Source organism: Pseudomonas baetica, assembly GCF_019733355.1.
In the GTDB taxonomy this organism is placed as follows: Bacteria; Pseudomonadota; Gammaproteobacteria; order Pseudomonadales; family Pseudomonadaceae; genus Aquipseudomonas; species Aquipseudomonas baetica_A.
Map to the genome: position 1 here is coordinate 89028 of NZ_JAIHLQ010000012.1, position 16894 is coordinate 105921.

Sequence of the window (16894 nt, forward strand, 5' to 3'; positions counted from 1 at the left end):
TCATCAAGGCCCCAAGCCGTTGATTGGTCCCAGCCCAGCCGCCAGCAATGGCATGTACTGGTCGGAAGGTTTGTGGTTTAAATGGCCAGAGGCTTCATTGTTAAATTGAAGAGCTGAAAAGCGAAATAGCTGAGCAGAGTGAGGCAAGCAATGACTGAACACGTTCAAGTCGGTGGCCTGCAGGTCGCCAAAGTCCTGTTCGACTTCGTGAACAACGAAGCCATTCCCGGTACCGGCCTCACCGCCGACAAATTCTGGGAAGGTGCCGACAAGGTCATTCACGACCTGGCACCGAAGAACAAAGCCCTACTCGCCAAACGCGATGACTTCCAGGCTCGCATTGATGCCTGGCACCAGGAACGCGCCGGTCAGGCGCACGACGCCGTAGCCTACAAAGCGTTCCTGCAGGAAATCGGTTATCTGCTGCCAGAAGCGACTGATTTCCAGGCAACGACGCAAAACGTCGATGATGAAATCGCCCGTACTGCCGGCCCGCAACTCGTGGTGCCGGTGATGAACGCCCGCTTCGCTCTCAATGCCTCGAACGCCCGCTGGGGTTCGCTGTATGACGCCCTTTACGGCACCGACGCGATCAGCGAAGACGGTGGCGCGCAAAAAGGCAAAGGCTACAACAAGGTGCGGGGCGACAAAGTCATCGCCTTCGCCCGTGCATTCCTCGACGAAGCCGCGCCACTGGCCGCAGGCTCTCATGTCGATTCGACCGGTTACAAAATCGCTGACGGCAAACTGCTGGTCACCCTCAAGGCCGGCAGCAACAGCGGTCTGCGTGACGATGCTCAACTGATCGGTTTCCAGGGCGACGCCAACGCGCCAATCGCGATCCTGCTGAAACACAACGGTCTGCATTTCGAAATCCAGATCGACGCCAGCACCCCGGTCGGCCAGACCGATGCCGCCGGCGTCAAAGACGTCCTGATGGAAGCGGCGCTGACCACCATCATGGACTGCGAAGACTCCGTAGCGGCCGTCGATGCCGACGACAAAGTGGTGATCTACCGCAACTGGCTCGGCCTGATGAAGGGCGATCTGTCGGAAGAAGTCGCCAAGGGCGGCCAGAGCTTCACCCGCACCATGAACCCGGATCGCAGCTACACCACGCCCAATGGCGGCGAAGTGACTCTGCATGGCCGTTCGCTGTTGTTCGTGCGCAACGTCGGTCACCTGATGACCATTGACGCGATCCTCGACAAAGACGGCAACGAAGTGCCGGAAGGCATTCTCGACGGTCTGCTGACGTGCCTGGCGGCGATGCACAACCTTAACGGCAACACGTCGCGCAAGAACACCCGCACAGGTTCCGTCTACATCGTCAAACCGAAAATGCACGGCCCGGAAGAAGCGGCGTTCACCAACGAACTGTTCGGCCGCATCGAAGACGTGCTGGGTCTCAAACGCAACACGCTGAAAGTCGGGATCATGGACGAGGAGCGCCGCACCACGGTCAACCTCAAGGCTTGCATCAAGGCTGCCAGCGAGCGCGTGGTGTTCATCAACACCGGTTTCCTCGACCGCACGGGCGATGAAATCCATACCTCCATGGAAGCCGGCCCGATGGTGCGCAAGGCCGACATGAAGGCAGAGAAGTGGATCGGCGCCTACGAGAATTGGAACGTTGATATCGGTCTGAGCACCGGCCTGCAAGGTCGCGCACAAATCGGTAAAGGCATGTGGGCCATGCCGGACCTGATGGCGGCGATGCTTGAGCAGAAAATCGCCCATCCACTGGCCGGTGCCAACACCGCATGGGTCCCCTCGCCGACCGCCGCTGCGCTGCACGCGCTGCACTACCACAAGGTCGACGTGTTCGCCCGTCAGGCCGAACTGGCCAAACGTGCTCGCGCTTGCGTGGACGACATCCTGACCATTCCGCTGGCGGTCAATCCGAACTGGACGCCGGAGCAGATCAAGAACGAACTGGACAACAACGCCCAGGGCATTCTCGGCTACGTGGTGCGCTGGATCGATCAGGGTGTCGGTTGCTCGAAAGTGCCGGACATCAATGACGTCGGCCTGATGGAAGACCGTGCCACGCTGCGTATCTCCAGCCAGCACATCGCCAACTGGCTGCGCCACGGTATCGTCACCGAAGCGCAAGTGATGGAAAGCCTCAAGCGCATGGCGCCGGTGGTGGATCGTCAGAACGCCAACGACCCGCTGTACCGCCCGCTGGCACCGAACTTCGACAGCAACATCGCCTTCCAGGCGGCGGTCGAACTGGTGATCGAAGGCACCAAACAGCCGAACGGTTATACCGAACCCGTGCTGCACCGTCGTCGTCGTGAGTTCAAGAAGGCCAATGGTCTGTAACCTGCGCTGAATGCCGGACATGAAAAAGCCCTGATCGGAAGATCAGGGCTTTTTTATTGGCAGCTCCGGGCGGTGTTTCGATGAAGGCGTCTTTTCTGTCGACATCAATGCTGAATGTCAGCCCGCATCGCGAGCAAGCCCGCTCCCACAGGAGTTTCTCGGTGTTGCTTGAAAGTCAGGGCTCGATACCCAATTCGTGTTTGACCAGACCGAGCAACTTGCTCGTATCAATCGGCTTGAGCAGAAAGTCCACCACGCTCAAATGCATCGCCGCAATGGCGTCCTTCACATCGGCATCGCCAGACACAATGATGATCGGCATCGCTGCCCTTACCGACTCACGCACCTGGCGAATCAAGTCCAACCCACCGACATTGCCCATGCGCAAATCGGTGATCACCAGACCAATCGATGGTTTCTCCGCCAGCATCTTCAGCGCGGCCTCGCCACTGGCCGCGGTCAGGCAACGAATGCCGTCCAACGCCAGAATCTCCGACAGCAACTCCCGAGCGTCCTTGTCGTCATCGACGATCAATACACGCTGCGCAGGAGGATCTGGTTCGAGCATTACAGCGCTGAGCGCTTCACGCTCGGCGTCGCTCAAAATATCGTGGTCGGGCATGGCGTTCTCTACGTTCTCAAATCATCACCTGGCTCAGTCGTCAGACAACGCCAGGCAGAGCTTCAATGTGCACTTCGTCGGATTTTTTTCCAAGAGGTCGTCCCGACTGATTTTGTAGGGCACTTCCCAAATGTGCCCAACGGCATGACGAACCTAGACTTACGTCCAATGGGCACCCTGCACGAGGGGGCCGACCATGGGGGCAACGATCCGACAACAACAATTCGAAAAAGACTGCGGTAATGGTTATGAGTAAAGCGGACGCCTTCACCCAGGCAGGGAAAACCGCCGTGTTGCAGAACATTCAGGGCACCCTGCAGTTTCTCCAGCGCTTCCCGCCCTTCAATCAAATGGAACACGCCCACCTGGCTTATCTGGTGGAGCAATGTCAGCTGCGTTTCTACGGGCAGGGCGAGAGCATCATCAAACCCGCCGATGGCCCGGTCGAACACTTCTATATCGTCAAGCAGGGCCGCGTCGTCGGCGAACGCCCGCACACGGCCAAGGGCGGCAACGAGACCACCTTTGAAATCACCACCGGCGAGTGCTTTCCCTTGGCCGCGTTGCTGGGTGAGCGAGCGACACGCACCGCGCACTTGGCCGGCGAGGACACCTTCTGCCTGCAATTGAACAAACTGGCGTTCATCAAACTGTTCGCCCTCTCCAATACCTTCCGCGACTTCGCCTTGCGTGGGGTCAGCAGCCTGCTCGATCAGGTCAATCAGCAAGTCCAGCAGAAAGCCGTGGAAACCCTCGGCACGCAATACTCGCTCAACACCCGTCTCGGTGAGCTGGCCATGCGTCACCCGGTGACGTGCAGCCCCGACATGCCGCTGCGGGCAGCGGTGAAGCTGATGCACGAGCAACAGGTCGGCAGCATCGTCGTGGTGGATGAGCACAAAGCGCCGCTGGGGATTTTCACCCTGCGCGACCTGCGTCATGTGGTGGCCGACGGTGTGGCCGATTTCGGCGAAGCCATCGAGCGCCACATGACCCAGGCGCCCTTCTATCTTTCGCCGAACCACAGCGCTTTCGATGCGGCCATTGCCATGACCGAACGGCACATCGCCCACGTCTGTCTGGTCAAGGATCAGCGCCTGTGCGGCGTGGTGTCCGAGCGCGATCTGTTTTCCTTGCAGCGAGTCGATCTGGTGCATCTGGCCCGCACGATCCGCAGCGCGCAACGGGTCGAACAATTGGTGATCCTGCGCGGCGAGATCGGCCAACTGGTCGAGCGCATGCTCGCCCACGGTGCGTCTTCAACCCAGATCACCCACATCATCACCCTGCTCAACGATCACACCGTGTGCCGCGTGATCGAACTGACCCTCGCCGAAAAAGGCGACCCGGGCGTGCCGTTCAGTTGGCTGTGTTTCGGCAGCGAAGGCCGGCGCGAGCAAACGCTGCACACCGATCAGGACAACGGCATTCTGTTCGACGCCCGCGATGCCGCGCATGCAGCAGAGATTCGCGCAAAGTTGCTGCCAATTGCCCAGCAGATCAATCAGAGCCTGGCGCAATGCGGCTTCACGCTGTGCAAGGGCAACATCATGGCCGGCAACCCTGAGCTGTGTTTGTCCTGGGCAGAATGGGCGCGACGGTTCGCGGCATTCATTCGCGAGGCGACGCCGGAGAATCTGCTCGGGTCGAGCATTTACTTCGATCTGCGCGTGGTCTGGGGCGATGAACAGGGTTGTGCACAACTGCGCCGGGGGATGCTCGATCAGGTCGGCGACAACCGTTTGTTCCAGCGCATGATGGCCGACAACGCCTTGCGCAATCGCCCGCCGGTCGGGCGTTTCCGCGAGTTTGTGCTGGCGCGCAAGAACGGCGAGAAAGCCACCCTGGATCTGAAGGTCCAGGGCCTGACGCCGTTCGTGGACGGCGCACGATTGCTCGCGCTGGCCAACGGCATCGACGCCAACAACACCCTCGAACGCTTCCGCCAACTGGTGGATAAAGAAGTCATCGAACCGCTCGACGGCGCCGCGTATGAAGAGGCTTATCACTTCATTCAGCAAACGCGCATGCAGCAGCATCAGATCCAGACGCGCGAGAATCTGCCGTACTCCAACCGTGTCGACCCCGACAGCCTCAATCATCTGGATCGGCGCATCCTGCGCGAATCCCTGCGCCAGGCTCAACGCCTGCAAAGCAGCCTGACCCTGCGGTATCAGTTATGAGCCTGTTCTCGTGGCTGCGGCCAGCCAGTGCGGCGCTGCCAGCGGATCTGCAGCAACGCCTGGCGCAGCTGCCGGCGATCAGCGAGCTGAGTGAATGCAGCCTGCGCGAGCAACGCTGGGTCGTGCTGGACCTGGAAACCACCGGGCTGAACCTGAACAAGGATCGGGTGTTATCGATTGGCGCCGTGGTGATCGAGGACGGCGCGATCGATTTCAGCCAGCAGTTCGAACGCACGCTGCAATGTCGTGAACTGAAGCTCAGTCCCAGTGTGTTGATCCACGGTCTGGGGCCAAACGCGATTGCCGCCGGCAGCGATCCGGCCGAGGCGTTGCTGGCGTTCATGGAGTTTGCCGGTGACAGCCCCGTGCTGGCGTTCCATGCACCGTTCGATCAGCACATGCTTGGGCGGGCACTGAAGGAACATCTGCGGCACAAGTTGCAGCATGTGTTTCTGGATGTCGCCGAGATTGCGCCGATGGTGTGCCCGCAAGCGAACATTCGTGAGGCCGGGCTGGATGAGTGGATCGACTGGTTCAAGCTTGAGGTGTTCGAGCGGCATAACGCGAGTGCCGATGCGCTGGCGACGGCAGAGCTGGCGTTGATTCTCTTCAGCCGAGCACGGGGGCAGCAGATTGATAGCCCGTTGAATCTTCAACAGCGGTTGAGTCAGTGGAAGCGACGGCAGCAGGTGCCGTCCTTCTAGATCATCACCCATCACATCCCTCGCCAGCCACGCCGCATCTGAATAGGCTAACCTCCTGCTCTTCGTCGACCACCGAGGTTCACCCATGTCCACACCCAGCATGACCCTGTTCCACAACACGCTCTCCCCGTTCGTTCGCAAAGTGATGGTGATGCTGCACGAAACTGGCCAGCAGGATCGCGTCGCCTTGCAAGCTTGTGTCCTCAGCCCGGTCAGCCCTGATGCGGCGCTCAACGCCGACAATCCGTTGGGCAAGATCCCGGCCCTGCGCCTGGCCGACGGCAATGTCATCCATGACAGCCGCGTGATCCTCGACTACCTCGACCACCAACACGTCGGCAATCCGTTGATCCCCCGTGACGGCTCGGCCCGCTGGCGGCGTCTGACCCTGGCCTCGATGGCCGACGGGATCATGGATGCGTCGGTGATGGTGCGTTACGAGCAGGTGCTGCGTGCTCCGGAAAAACACTGGGACGAGTGGATAGAGGCCCAGCGCGACAAGATCCGTCGCACCCTGGCCCTGCTGGAAAGTGATGCGATTGCCGAGCTGACCAGCCATTTCGACATTGCCGCGATCAGCGTGGCCTGTGCCCTGGGTTACCTCGACCTGCGCTTCCCGGAACTGGGCTGGCGCGAGGCCAATCCGCAATTGGCCAACTGGTTCGTTGAAGTGAGCCAGCGACCATCCATGATCGCGACCCTGCCCAAACCTTAAATCGGCGGCGCTTGTTCCGGCCTCTTCGCGAGCAAGCCCGCTTCCACACTGGATTTCGGTAGGCAAGTCCTGTGTGTGGCTTGCCAGCGATGGCACCACCGCGGTGCCGGCGGAAGCGACGCAAAGATCAGCGTCACCAACACCTCTGCCTCTCGCTGATCCTCACGCAACCCGCTCATTGCATCGCCCCCACGTCAAACTCCAGTGGCTTGGCTGGCTTCTGACCGATCCCGTACCAATCCAGTTTGCGCGTCAGCACCATGAACACGCCGAGCAAGCCGAACAGCAACAGCGAGCCCATCAGCAGCGCGTAATCCTCGGCGCTGAGCAACCCGTAAAGCAGGCCATACAACGCTGCCAATCCCGCCGAAAAACACAAACCGTGTCGCACGCTGTGCAAGACGTGGCAGACGTAAAACCCGATCAACAACACGCAGCCACTGGCCGACAGCAGATACGCCAGGGCAAAGCCGATGTGCTCCGATAACGACAGCAGCAACAGATAAAAAAACGCCAGCGCCACACCCACCAACGCGTATTGCACCGGGTGCACTGCCAGGCTCTTGAGCACTTCGAACAGAAAGAAACCGGCGAACGTCAGGACAATGAACAGCAGCGCATATTTGATCGCCCGGTCACTCTTCAAATACTGATCCACCGGATCGATGAAGCTCACACCAAAGCTGCGACCGTTGAATGCCTCGCAATCATTGCCGCCAACACAACGACTCATGGCGTCTTGCAGGTTGGTGGAGAAGAACGTGGTCTGCCAATCGGCATTGAAACCGGCATCGGTGATTTCACGCTTGGCCGGCAAGAAGTTGCCGACAAAACTTGGATGCGGCCAGTTAGCGCTGAGGCTGACGCGGGTGGTCTTGCCCACGGGCAGCACTTGCAGCGAACCGGTACCTTGCAGGCGCAGGTCAAAACCGAACGCCAACTCCGTGGTTTGGCTGGTATCAAGCGACGGCAACGTGACCCGCACACCTTCACCCAGCCACCCCACCTGAGTGCCCGGCACGAAGTCCAGACGCAGACCGTCGAGTTCCAGTTGTAGCGCATTTTCGATGCCGCGAATGTCGCTGATGCCCACGGCGAGAAACGGCGCATCGAACTGGTAATCGCTGAAATCTTCCTGGATGCCCAATTGCGCCGGTAGCGAAAAACTGCCGGTGATGCGGTTATCAGCATGGAACAACCGCGCCTCGTAAATACCCCGGGCACGCAATTCGGTTTGCACCTGGCCATCGAGTTCGAAGCGCTCGGGCAAGAAGTACAAACGCCCACGCTCTTCGCTTGGTTCGTCGTAACGCTGCTCGGTCTTGTCGTTGATCTTCCAGTTGTGAATCACTTTGCGATACGGCACCACCATCACCGGCCCGCTCAATTGCTGGCTGTAACTGGAACTGCGGGCAATGTCTTCCAGCACCCCGTCGCGCAGTTGCTGGCGGTCATCGATGATGCCGTCAATCATCAGCAGCGGTATCAGCAACAGCAGGATCAACAGGGCAATCGCCCCGAGCTTTATGGTCAGATTCTTGTTCATGGGACTCTCCCTGTTTTGATCGGCAGAGTCTGGTTGGGGGGTGTGGGGGTTTTGTGGGGGGAATGTGGAGATTGTGTGGAGACTTCACCGGCCCCTTCGCGAGCTTGCTCGCGTCGGCAGCGACTCGGTCTTAAGGCAAGCGCAATGTCACTTCAACGCCATTTTCAACATTACGGATGGTCATCGACCCACCATGTAATTTGACGACCTCTTCGACAAAGTTCAGCCCAAGCCCGGTGCTCTTGCGCCCACTGTCCGGGCGAGGCAACGAGTAAAACCGCTCGGTCAAACGAGGCAAGGCGTAGTCGGGAATCTGCGCCGTTTCATTGAACAAACGAAACTCAACCTGCTCGCCCACCCGCTCGGCGCTGAAGCGCAACAACCCCTGCAGTGGCGTGAAATCCAGCGCGTTCTCCAGCAGATTGCCCAGCGCCTGACGCAACAGAAAGGGCTCACCCATCAGCAGCAGATCCGCCGCCACAGCCTGCTCAATGCGCAACTGTTTACCCTCGATGCGCGCCGCCTGCCCTTGCAGCAACTCATCCACAAGCACCGCCAGAGGCACCGCAGTGCGCTCTTCCAGCCCCTGGCGCTGTTCAACTTGCGCCAGATTGAGCAACCGCTCGATCAACTGCTGCATCCGCGCACTTTCGCTGTCGATGTTGCTGACAAAACGCATTCGCTGAACCGCGGGCATTTCACCTTGCAGCAACTCCGCCGCACCACGAATCGCCGCCAGGGGGCTTTTCAGTTCATGGGTCAGTGTGTGCACGTAACGCTCGACGTAGGCCTTGCCTTCCAGTTGCGTGCGCATCTGCTCCACCGCTGTCGCAAGCTGCTCCAACTCACCACCGCGATAGTGCGGCACTTCCACCCGCCGCCCTTCGCTGACGGCCTGGGCGTAACCGGTCAAACGATGCAGCGCGCGGCTCAACCACCACGACAGCAAGGCGCCGAACAACAGACCGAGGCCGATGAGCCCGGCACCATAAAACAGCAGGCGCCGTTCGGTGCGATCAACATAAGGTTGCAATGAGCTGTTGGGCTTGGCGACGGTCACCACACCAATGATCTGACCCTTGTCGCGGATCGGCGCGCCGACGTGCATCACCGAGGACGCGGGGTCATCCGGATCGCTGCGGCTGGAGCGTGCGCCGTACTCGCCACGCAACGTCAGATAGACGTCGTTCCAGCGCGAATAGTCCTGACCGACCGCCACACCACTGGAATCGAGCACGACGATGCCCTTGGCGTCGGTGACGTAAATGCGATGGTTGACCTGGTTTTTCGGCAGCCCCCAGATCGTCGCTCGCGGTTGGCGTTCGCCGTAGGCGCGCAGCAACTCGGGCCAGCGGTTCTCGCTGAGGGTGCCGGCCTTGAAATCGTCGCGCAGGATTTCCGCCAGCAGGTTGGCGGTGTCGACCAAGGTTTCTTCGGTGGACTGACGCACACCGGGACGGATCTCCTCCATCACCGTGTTGAGCACAAAATAGCCGATCAGGCCGACAAACAGCACATACACCAGGAATATCCGCAGGCCCAACGACATCAGCTATGCCCCGGGCTGTAGCTGTAACCGAGGCCGCGATGCGTCTGGATCGGCTCGGCGTCGGCCCGCACCAGACGCAACTTGGCGCGCACGCTTTTGATGTGGCTGTCGATGCTGCGCTCGTAACCGGCGTCGGCCGCGACGCCCAGTGCATCGAGCAACTGCTCGCGGCTGAACACCCGCTCCGGTTGTTCAAGCAGGCATTGCAACAGACGGAATTCGTGACGGGTCAGGCTCAGCGCCTGGCCGCGATAGCTGATCTGCACACGCTCCGGATCGATGCGAAACAGCCCTGACGTGGCGTCGATGATGGGGCGCGGCGCCATGCGTTTAAGGATAGCCCGGACCCGCGCCGCCACTTCCCTTGGGCTGAAAGGCTTGACCACGTAGTCGTCGGCGCCGATCTCCAGGCCCACCACACGGTCGATTTCGGCATCGCGGGCGCTGAGGAACAGCACCGGCACTTCGCTGAAACGCCGCAACTGTTTGCAGGTCTCGAAACCGCTGATGTCCGGCAGACCGATATCGAGGATGAGCAGATCCGCCGGCGTCTGCCGTTGATGTTCCAGCGCCGCCGCGCCGAGGCTCACCCAAGTGGTGGTGAACCCCTCGCCCTGCAAGGCAAAAATCAGCGTGTCGGCAATCGCCGCTTCGTCTTCGACAATCAGGATATGAGGCATGGCGTCCGAGCCTGTGGGTTAGGTGCGCGAACGGTGCCCCAAGCCTGACGCTACGTCAATGAGACCACTTAGCAGTCCGGCTTGTCGGCAGTGAAGCGCCGCGCCGGGTTCACCGCCGCGCCGAACTCACGCAAGGCCTTGGCACCGATCAGCAGCGGATAGTTGAAATTGCTGCGGTCGGTCAGGTTGACCTCCACGGTGCGTTTGACGTCACCCAGGCACAGTTCCAGATCGACCACCGGGCGCTTGGCGACTTCAGTGGTGTCGCCCTCGTCCTCTTCATCCGAGCGGCTCTTGATCTTGCTGATCCGCGCGACTTTGTGTTCGTAGACCTTGTTGCTGGCGTCCTTGGTGGCGAGGCGAAAGCGCACCCAGTTCTCCCCGTCGCGGGTGAAGGTCTCGATGTCTTTGGCCGACAGCGAGGCGGTCAGCGCGCCGGTGTCCATTTTGGCCTTGAGCACCTCACCGCCGATTTCCGGCAGCGCAATGTATTCGTAGCGCCCGTACAGGGTCGGCTCGGCGGCCATCACCGGCAGGGCGACGAGGGCAAACAGTGCAAGGAGGGATTTCACGTAAGGGGCTTCCTTGAAAAATGAGGGCGGCAGACGCGAGATTTTAGACACTCATTGAAGAATTCGTTCGCCTTGACCGGCCTTCGCGAGCAAGCCCGCGCCCACAAGCGGAACGCATTTCAAAATGTGAGAGCGGGCTTGCTCGCGAAGAGGCCAGAACAGTCGATACACATTTAACCCGCACAATACCGGTACAAAAGTGAAACATTCGTCAGCGCAAATTTGGCCTGCCGCCCGAAGCTGCTTATCATGGCGCGCCCATCCAACGTCATAGAGTTGCTTATGCGCCGCCTGCTCACCGGCTGTTTCGTCACCCTGCTGCTGTTGCTCAACACCCTGATCCTGATCGGGCCGTTGATGGTCTTTGCCCTGCTCAAACTGGTGGCGCCCGGCCGCTGGCGCGATCACGCGTCGTGGGCGGTGATGTGGATCGCCGAGACCTGGGCCGAGATCGACAAGCTGATTTTCCGCCTGTGCATCCCCACCCAATGGGACATTCGCGGCGGCGACGATCTGCGCGGTGACACCTCTTATCTGGTGGTCAGCAACCATCAGTCGTGGGTGGATATTCCGGCGCTGATCCAGACGCTCAACCGGCGCACGCCGTTCTTCAAGTTTTTCCTCAAGAAAGAGCTGATCTGGGTGCCGTTCCTGGGGCTGGCGTGGTGGGCGCTGGATTACCCGTTCATGAAGCGCTACACCAAGGCGTTTCTGGCGAAACACCCGCAACTGGCGGGCAAGGATCTGGAAATCACCAGGCAGGCCTGCGAGCTGTTCAAGCGCCAACCGGTCACCGTGGTGAATTATCTGGAAGGCACTCGCTACACCTGCGCGAAAAGTGCGCAGCAGCACTCACCGTTCAAGCATTTGCTCAAGCCCAAGGCAGGCGGCGTGGCGTTTGTATTGGCGGCGTTGGGTGAGCAACTGGATGCGATTCTCGATGTGACGGTGGTTTATCCACAGCCAAACATCCCGGGCTTCTGGGACTTGATCAGCGGCAACGTGCCGAAGGTGATCATCGACATCAAGACCCGCGAACTCGACCCGGCGCTGTGGCAGGGCGATTACGAAAACGATCCGGTGTTTCGCCAGAAGGTCCAGAGCTGGGTCAACCAACTCTGGAACGAGAAGGATCAGCGCATTGGCGAACTGAAAAACGCGCGCCGCTGAATCAGCTACCGGTGCCCGCGCCCCAGATGCTGCCCAGGCTCTGCAGGAGCGGGCCACCGACACCTTGATCACCGAGGTATTTGAGGAGCACCGGGGCAAACTGGCCGATCATCCCGCTGTCCATGCCCAAGGCGCCGAAGGCGTTGTTCAGATCGCTGGTGTTCTTGACGTTGCCCAGTGCGTTTTCCAGACCGGCTGACTTGCCCGAGGAGCCCAGCAACCCGCTCAACGCCGCCAGGTTGCCGCTACCGCCCGACAGCTTGTCGATGCCCGGTACTTCTTTGGCCAACTGCGAATAATCGGTGCTGCTCAATTGGTTCTTGGCCAAGCCAAGCATGGCGCTCGTGCCGCCGACGGCTTGCTGAGGGGTAACCCCCAGACCGGTGACGGCTTGCAGCAAACCGGCCGTTTCCGAGGTCGGCGCAGCGGCGGTGGCAGCGTTGCCGCCCTGCATGCTCGAAGCGGCCTTGGTCACATCGTCCAGGCTGAAACCGGCAAACACCGGGCTGGCCGCAAGGGTCATCAGCGAAGCCATGGCAATACCGCGTGAAATCTTCATTCAGACATCCTCTTGCGCTGTGAAAACCGCCCGTCAATGAACGGTAAAACTGCCGGTTTGACCGGGCATCCGCCGGCATGTTCCAAGCCAGCGCATCCATTTTCAGCATAGCCACGTATACAGATCGTGAAACCCTGGAATGATCGCGATGAATGGCATAACCGCTGTCGCTGAACTAGCCTGTGAACAGCCCGATATTCACCCTCGTCGCCGAACCTTTGCCTGGAGAGACGTCATTTCCCTCGCCGACACCGATCAGTTGCGACACCTGTTGGCCCAGTGTTCACTGGGCAACCGTCGCGCCTTCGAAACCCTGTACCGCAGCGTCGGCCCGCGCCTGCACGGCGTGGCCCTGCGGTTTATGGGCCGCACCGATCTGGCGGAAGAGGTGCTGCAGGAAAGCTTCGTGCGCATCTGGAACAACGCCTCGCGCTACGAAGCGCACCTGTCGGCGCCGATGACCTGGATGATCAACATCACTCGCAACCAAGCCATCGACCAGTTGCGCAAACACCGCGACCGGCCGCTGAGCGATGTCGAACAGGACGCGCTGGCGGACGAAAGTCCTTCAGCACACGACCAATTGAGCAGCGCCCGCGAAGCTCACGCCTTGAACCGCTGCCTGGACAGCCTCGACGGCATGCAACGTCAGTCAATCAGCGTCGCCTATTTTCAGGGTTTGTCCTGCACGGAGCTGGCCGAACACCTGGCCACGCCGCTGGGCACGGTGAAATCGTGGATTCGCCGTGGCATGGAACGCCTGCGCCGGTGCCTTGAATCATGAACTACCAGACCCCAGCCCTGCGCCGCGCCCTCGCCGCCGATTACGCCATTGGTTTGATGGGCTCGGCGGCGCGGCGACGTTTTGAACAGTTGCTGCTCGATGACGCGGCACTGCGGGCTGAACTGGCGCAATGGCAGGAACGCCTGGTTTCTTTGACCGAAGCGCTGCCGGAACATCCGGTGCCTGACCGCGTGTGGCACGGCATCACCGCGCGGATCGAGCCACAAGTGCTGCATGTACCCGAGAAGCGGCCTTTCTGGAACTGGCTGCGCGTCAGCGCCGCGGCCTGTTCACTGGTAGTGTTGGTATTGCTCGGCTCCCTGTACAACCGCGACGACACCCGCTACACCGCGACCCTTCTGAGCGCCGACGCGCAACCGGCGTTGAAGGTCCAGGCGCATGCCGATTACCTGCAAGTCGAACCGCTGACATTGGCGGCAATTGATGCGGATCGCAGCCTGGAACTGTGGGCAATTGCGGCCGATGGCAAACCGATCTCGCTGGGGGTGATCCCGGCGGGAGGCAAAGGCAAGGTTGAGTTGAGCGAGGCGCAGAAGGTGTTGATCGGCAAGCCGATAGCGCTGGCGGTGAGTCTGGAGCCCAAGGGTGGTTCGCCGACCGGGCAGCCGACGGGGCCGGTGCTTTATCAGGGTGCTTTGGCAGCCCTCTAATTGCCAAGATCAAAAGAACGTCCGAAGGCTGCGATCTGTTTAAGCCATTTATGGCCGATTACCTGGCACCTTTATTTCAAATCAAACTAGATACCTGTCAGATCTGACAGTTGGCGGCAAGCATTATCAAAGCGACCATTTCTGCTCCCTTTATGTAACGGAGTACAAATGATGAAGCTGAAAATGACCGCCGGCGTTTTGCTCAGTCTGGCCATGATGAGCACTGTTTATGCCGCTACTTGCCCGACTCTCTCAGTGACCCACTCTCAGGATGCCGAAGATCTCACCTTCACCTCTGCACGCCTGAAAGACAAAGACACTCCCAATTCAGTTGTCATTTGCCGATATGAAGGCAAGGACGACCTCGGTGCCTCGGCTGGTTACCGGAACGGCACACCGGTCAAAGGCACTGGAAGCAATTGGAAAGCGGATGATTGTGCAACCACTGACGGTGACGCCAGCAAATGCGAATTTAAATAGCCCGTTTGATTCACCAATAAAAAAGGCAACCCGACGGGTTGCCCTTTTTTATTGGTAATAACTTACGCCGCACTAAACAACTTGTGCGGATCAATCACAAACTTCTTCGGCACGCCGGCATCGAACTCGCCGTACCCTTCCGGCGCCTGATCAAGGCTGATGACTTGCACGCCGACCACTTCGGCAATGTTGATGCGGTCCCACATGATCGCCTGCATCAGTTGGCGGTTGTACTTCATCACCGGGGTCTGGCCGGTGTGGAAGCTGTGGGATTTGGCCCAGCCCAGACCGAAGCGGATGCTCAGGCTGCCCATTTTCGCGGCAGCGTCCACGGCGCCCGGATCTTCGGTCACGTACAGACCGGGAATACCGATCTTGCCCGCTACGCGCACCACGCCCATCAGCGAGTTGAGCACGGTGGCCGGCGCTTCGGATTTCACGCCGTCATGGCCGTGGCCGCGTGCTTCGAAGCCGACGCAGTCCACCGCGCAATCGACTTCCGGTTCGCCCAGCAGTGCCGCGATCTGTTCGTGCAGCGGCGTGTCTTTGGACAGGTCGACGATTTCGAAACCCTGCGCCTTGGCGTGGGCCAGACGGATGGTGTTGACGTCACCGACGATCACCACCGCAGCGCCCAGCAAACGTGCCGAAGCGGCAGCGGCCAGACCCACCGGGCCGGCGCCGGCAATGTAAACGGTGCTGCCCGGGCCAACGCCGGCAGTGACTGCGCCGTGATAACCGGTCGGCAGAATGTCGGAGAGGCAGGTCAGGTCACGGATTTTCTCCATGGCTTTGTCGCGATCCGGCAGTTTCAGCAGGTTGAAGTCGGCGTACGGCACCAGCACGTATTCGGCCTGGCCACCGGTCCAGTCGCCCATGTCGACATAGCCATAGGCGCCGCCGGCACGGGCCGGGTTGACGGTCAGGCAGACGCCCGTGTGTTGCTCTTTGCAGGAACGGCAGCGCCCGCAAGCCACGTTGAACGGTACGGAAACCAGATCACCGATTTTCAGGTTTTCGACGTCGGAACCTTTTTCGATCACCTCACCGGTGATCTCGTGGCCCAGCACCAAACCGGTCTGCGCCGTGGTACGGCCGCGCACCATGTGCTGGTCGGAGCCGCAGATATTGGTGGAAACCACTTTGAGAATGACCCCGTGCTCGATCTTGCGACCGCGCGGGTCCTGCATTTTCGGATAGTCGATTTTCTGTACTTCGACCTTGCCAGCGCCGAGATACACCACACCACGATTGCCAGACATGCTTTCACCTCGCTGTTGTTTTTATGGAACCGCGTTGCCCAGGCAGGCAGCGCGTTAAGTGCTCGGGTACAGATGCTGATTGTTGTGTTGCCTGTTATGGCCTCATCGCTGGCAAGCCAGCTCCCACAGGATTCGGGCTGGATTCAGATTTTGTATACGACACAAATCCCTGTGGGAGCTGGCTTGCCAGCGATGGCGATTTAGAGAACGACCGTGCGATTGGCGTTGAGAAACACCCTGCGCTCAATGTGATAACCAACGGCCCGGGCCAACGTCAGGCCCTCGATATCCCGCCCCTTGGCAATCAGATCTTCCGGGTAATGACTGTGATCCACCGCCTCAACGCCCTGGGCGATGATCGGCCCTTCATCCAGATCGTTATTGATGTAATGCGCCGTCGCCCCCACCAGTTTCACGCCTTTGTTATAGGCCTGGTGATACGGCTTGGCGCCCTTGAAGCCCGGCAGCAGCGAGTGATGAATGTTGATCGCCTTGCCATCAAGCTTGCGGCACAACTCCGGCGACAGTACCTGCATGTAGCGGGCGAGGATCACCAGCTCAGCGCCGGACTCTTCGATCACCTGCCACACCTGACGCTCCTGCGACGGCTTGTCGTTGGGGTCGAGGGGGAAATGGTAGTAGGGAATCTGGTGCCAGTCGGCCAACGGCTTGAGGTCCGGGTGATTGGACACCACCGCCGCCACGTCCATCGACAACTGGCCGATACGCTGGCGGTAGAGCAAGTCGTTAAGACAGTGATCGGCCTTGGAGACCATGATCACCACTTTTGGCCGGTAGTTCGGCGCGGTGAGCTCGAAGATCATGCCGAAGGCCTGACCACGCTCGCCGAGGCCGGCGCGAAAGGATTGTTCGTCGAAACCGTCAGGCTGGCGGAATTCCACGCGAATGAAAAAGCGGCCCGAGAGCCGGTCATCGAAGGAATGGTGCTCGGTGACGTAGCAACCCTGCTCGAACAGAAAACGCGTCACCGCGTCCACAGTGCCGAGAACGCTGGGGCAGTCGGCGGTCAGAATCCATGTGTCTGGGGCGCGGCTCATCGTTTTGTCTC

The 16894-nt window shown here is 60.1% G+C and carries 16 protein-coding genes; 8 read left to right on the plus strand and 8 right to left on the minus strand.

Translation table 11 applies throughout. The features are described from left to right. The first annotated feature begins 150 nt into the window (after positions 1 to 150). Complete coding sequence (locus K5E40_RS13205) at positions 151 to 2328, plus strand: malate synthase G (RefSeq protein ID WP_221731138.1); 2178 nt, start codon at positions 151 to 153, stop codon at positions 2326 to 2328. Between the two features lie 175 nt (positions 2329 to 2503). Here K5E40_RS13205 and K5E40_RS13210 read toward each other — a convergent pair whose 3' ends face one another. Next, the gene (locus K5E40_RS13210) at positions 2504 to 2950 is read right to left on the minus strand and encodes a response regulator (RefSeq protein WP_221731139.1); all 447 of its coding nucleotides are present in this window, start codon (positions 2948 to 2950) and stop codon (positions 2504 to 2506) included. Positions 2951 to 3192: 242 nt separating this feature from the next. Between K5E40_RS13210 and K5E40_RS13215 the strand changes: the two genes are divergently transcribed. The 3 genes from K5E40_RS13215 (at position 3193) to K5E40_RS13225 (ending at position 6552) form a co-directional block, all read left to right on the plus strand. Next, positions 3193 to 5133: a putative nucleotidyltransferase substrate binding domain-containing protein gene (locus K5E40_RS13215; protein ID WP_221731140.1), complete on the plus strand. Its 1941-nt coding sequence runs from the start codon at positions 3193 to 3195 to the stop codon at positions 5131 to 5133. After that, on the plus strand, positions 5130 to 5837 hold the full coding sequence (locus tag K5E40_RS13220) for a PolC-type DNA polymerase III (protein ID WP_221731141.1): 708 nt from the start codon (positions 5130 to 5132) through the stop codon (positions 5835 to 5837). The genes K5E40_RS13215 and K5E40_RS13220 overlap by 4 nt, the downstream gene beginning before the upstream one ends. 85 nt (positions 5838 to 5922) lie before the next feature. Beyond that, entirely contained in the window at positions 5923 to 6552 is a 630-nt protein-coding gene (locus tag K5E40_RS13225) for a glutathione S-transferase (RefSeq protein WP_221731142.1), read from the plus strand. 175 nt (positions 6553 to 6727) lie between these two features. Here K5E40_RS13225 and creD read toward each other — a convergent pair whose 3' ends face one another. From creD to K5E40_RS13245, 4 genes are all read right to left on the minus strand, one after another. Next, positions 6728 to 8098: a cell envelope integrity protein CreD gene (creD, locus tag K5E40_RS13230; RefSeq protein ID WP_221731143.1), complete on the minus strand. Its 1371-nt coding sequence runs from the start codon at positions 8096 to 8098 to the stop codon at positions 6728 to 6730. Between the two features lie 130 nt (positions 8099 to 8228). Continuing rightward, the gene (gene creC, locus K5E40_RS13235; protein WP_221731144.1) at positions 8229 to 9647 is read right to left on the minus strand and encodes a two-component system sensor histidine kinase CreC; all 1419 of its coding nucleotides are present in this window, start codon (positions 9645 to 9647) and stop codon (positions 8229 to 8231) included. After that, on the minus strand, positions 9647 to 10327 hold the full coding sequence (gene creB / locus K5E40_RS13240) for a two-component system response regulator CreB (protein WP_221731145.1): 681 nt from the start codon (positions 10325 to 10327) through the stop codon (positions 9647 to 9649). Before creB ends, creC begins: the two co-directional genes overlap by 1 nt. A gap of 68 nt (positions 10328 to 10395) precedes the next feature. Further along, positions 10396 to 10899 (minus strand): ATP-dependent zinc protease, encoded by a 504-nt coding sequence (locus K5E40_RS13245; RefSeq protein ID WP_221731146.1) that lies wholly within the window; start codon positions 10897 to 10899, stop codon positions 10396 to 10398. 282 nt (positions 10900 to 11181) lie between these two features. Between K5E40_RS13245 and K5E40_RS13250 the strand changes: the two genes are divergently transcribed. Further along, on the plus strand, positions 11182 to 12069 hold the full coding sequence (locus tag K5E40_RS13250; protein ID WP_221731147.1) for an acyltransferase: 888 nt from the start codon (positions 11182 to 11184) through the stop codon (positions 12067 to 12069). A gap of 1 nt (position 12070) precedes the next feature. Here the strand turns inward: K5E40_RS13250 and K5E40_RS13255 are convergent, their stop codons facing one another. Then, on the minus strand, positions 12071 to 12628 hold the full coding sequence (locus tag K5E40_RS13255; RefSeq protein WP_221731148.1) for a DUF2780 domain-containing protein: 558 nt from the start codon (positions 12626 to 12628) through the stop codon (positions 12071 to 12073). A gap of 148 nt (positions 12629 to 12776) precedes the next feature. Here K5E40_RS13255 and K5E40_RS13260 point away from each other — a divergent pair, with 148 nt between their 5' ends. The 3 genes from K5E40_RS13260 (at position 12777) to K5E40_RS13270 (ending at position 14563) form a co-directional block, all read left to right on the plus strand. Beyond that, a complete protein-coding gene (locus tag K5E40_RS13260) occupies positions 12777 to 13412 on the plus strand; it encodes a sigma-70 family RNA polymerase sigma factor (protein ID WP_221731149.1) in 636 nt (211 codons plus the stop codon). Beyond that, entirely contained in the window at positions 13409 to 14083 is a 675-nt protein-coding gene (locus K5E40_RS13265; protein ID WP_221731150.1) for an anti-sigma factor domain-containing protein, read from the plus strand. The genes K5E40_RS13260 and K5E40_RS13265 overlap by 4 nt, the downstream gene beginning before the upstream one ends. Before the next feature lie 168 nt (positions 14084 to 14251). Further along, complete coding sequence (locus K5E40_RS13270) at positions 14252 to 14563, plus strand: hypothetical protein (RefSeq protein WP_221731151.1); 312 nt, start codon at positions 14252 to 14254, stop codon at positions 14561 to 14563. A 62-nt stretch (positions 14564 to 14625) separates the two neighbouring features. Here K5E40_RS13270 and fdhA read toward each other — a convergent pair whose 3' ends face one another. Both fdhA and purU read right to left on the minus strand, forming a co-directional pair. Next, entirely contained in the window at positions 14626 to 15825 is a 1200-nt protein-coding gene (fdhA, locus tag K5E40_RS13275; RefSeq protein ID WP_042561444.1) for a formaldehyde dehydrogenase, glutathione-independent, read from the minus strand. Positions 15826 to 16025: 200 nt separating this feature from the next. After that, positions 16026 to 16883: a formyltetrahydrofolate deformylase gene (gene purU / locus K5E40_RS13280; protein WP_221731152.1), complete on the minus strand. Its 858-nt coding sequence runs from the start codon at positions 16881 to 16883 to the stop codon at positions 16026 to 16028. Between the last annotated feature and the right edge of the window lie 11 nt (positions 16884 to 16894).

Coding starts and splice junctions, on each gene's coding strand:
- purU (WP_221731152.1), bottom strand. CDS start 16,883: ATGAGCCGCGCCCCAGACACATGGATTCTGACCGCCGACTGCCCCAGC.
- K5E40_RS13225 (WP_221731142.1), top strand. CDS start 5,923: ATGTCCACACCCAGCATGACCCTGTTCCACAACACGCTCTCCCCGTTC.
- creD (WP_221731143.1), bottom strand. CDS start 8,098: ATGAACAAGAATCTGACCATAAAGCTCGGGGCGATTGCCCTGTTGATC.
- K5E40_RS13255 (WP_221731148.1), bottom strand. CDS start 12,628: ATGAAGATTTCACGCGGTATTGCCATGGCTTCGCTGATGACCCTTGCG.
- K5E40_RS13220 (WP_221731141.1), top strand. CDS start 5,130: ATGAGCCTGTTCTCGTGGCTGCGGCCAGCCAGTGCGGCGCTGCCAGCG.
- K5E40_RS13210 (WP_221731139.1), bottom strand. CDS start 2,950: ATGCCCGACCACGATATTTTGAGCGACGCCGAGCGTGAAGCGCTCAGC.
- K5E40_RS13250 (WP_221731147.1), top strand. CDS start 11,182: ATGCGCCGCCTGCTCACCGGCTGTTTCGTCACCCTGCTGCTGTTGCTC.
- creB (WP_221731145.1), bottom strand. CDS start 10,327: ATGCCTCATATCCTGATTGTCGAAGACGAAGCGGCGATTGCCGACACG.
- K5E40_RS13205 (WP_221731138.1), top strand. CDS start 151: ATGACTGAACACGTTCAAGTCGGTGGCCTGCAGGTCGCCAAAGTCCTG.
- creC (WP_221731144.1), bottom strand. CDS start 9,647: ATGTCGTTGGGCCTGCGGATATTCCTGGTGTATGTGCTGTTTGTCGGC.
- K5E40_RS13215 (WP_221731140.1), top strand. CDS start 3,193: ATGGTTATGAGTAAAGCGGACGCCTTCACCCAGGCAGGGAAAACCGCC.
- K5E40_RS13260 (WP_221731149.1), top strand. CDS start 12,777: ATGAATGGCATAACCGCTGTCGCTGAACTAGCCTGTGAACAGCCCGAT.
- fdhA (WP_042561444.1), bottom strand. CDS start 15,825: ATGTCTGGCAATCGTGGTGTGGTGTATCTCGGCGCTGGCAAGGTCGAA.
- K5E40_RS13265 (WP_221731150.1), top strand. CDS start 13,409: ATGAACTACCAGACCCCAGCCCTGCGCCGCGCCCTCGCCGCCGATTAC.
- K5E40_RS13270 (WP_221731151.1), top strand. CDS start 14,252: ATGATGAAGCTGAAAATGACCGCCGGCGTTTTGCTCAGTCTGGCCATG.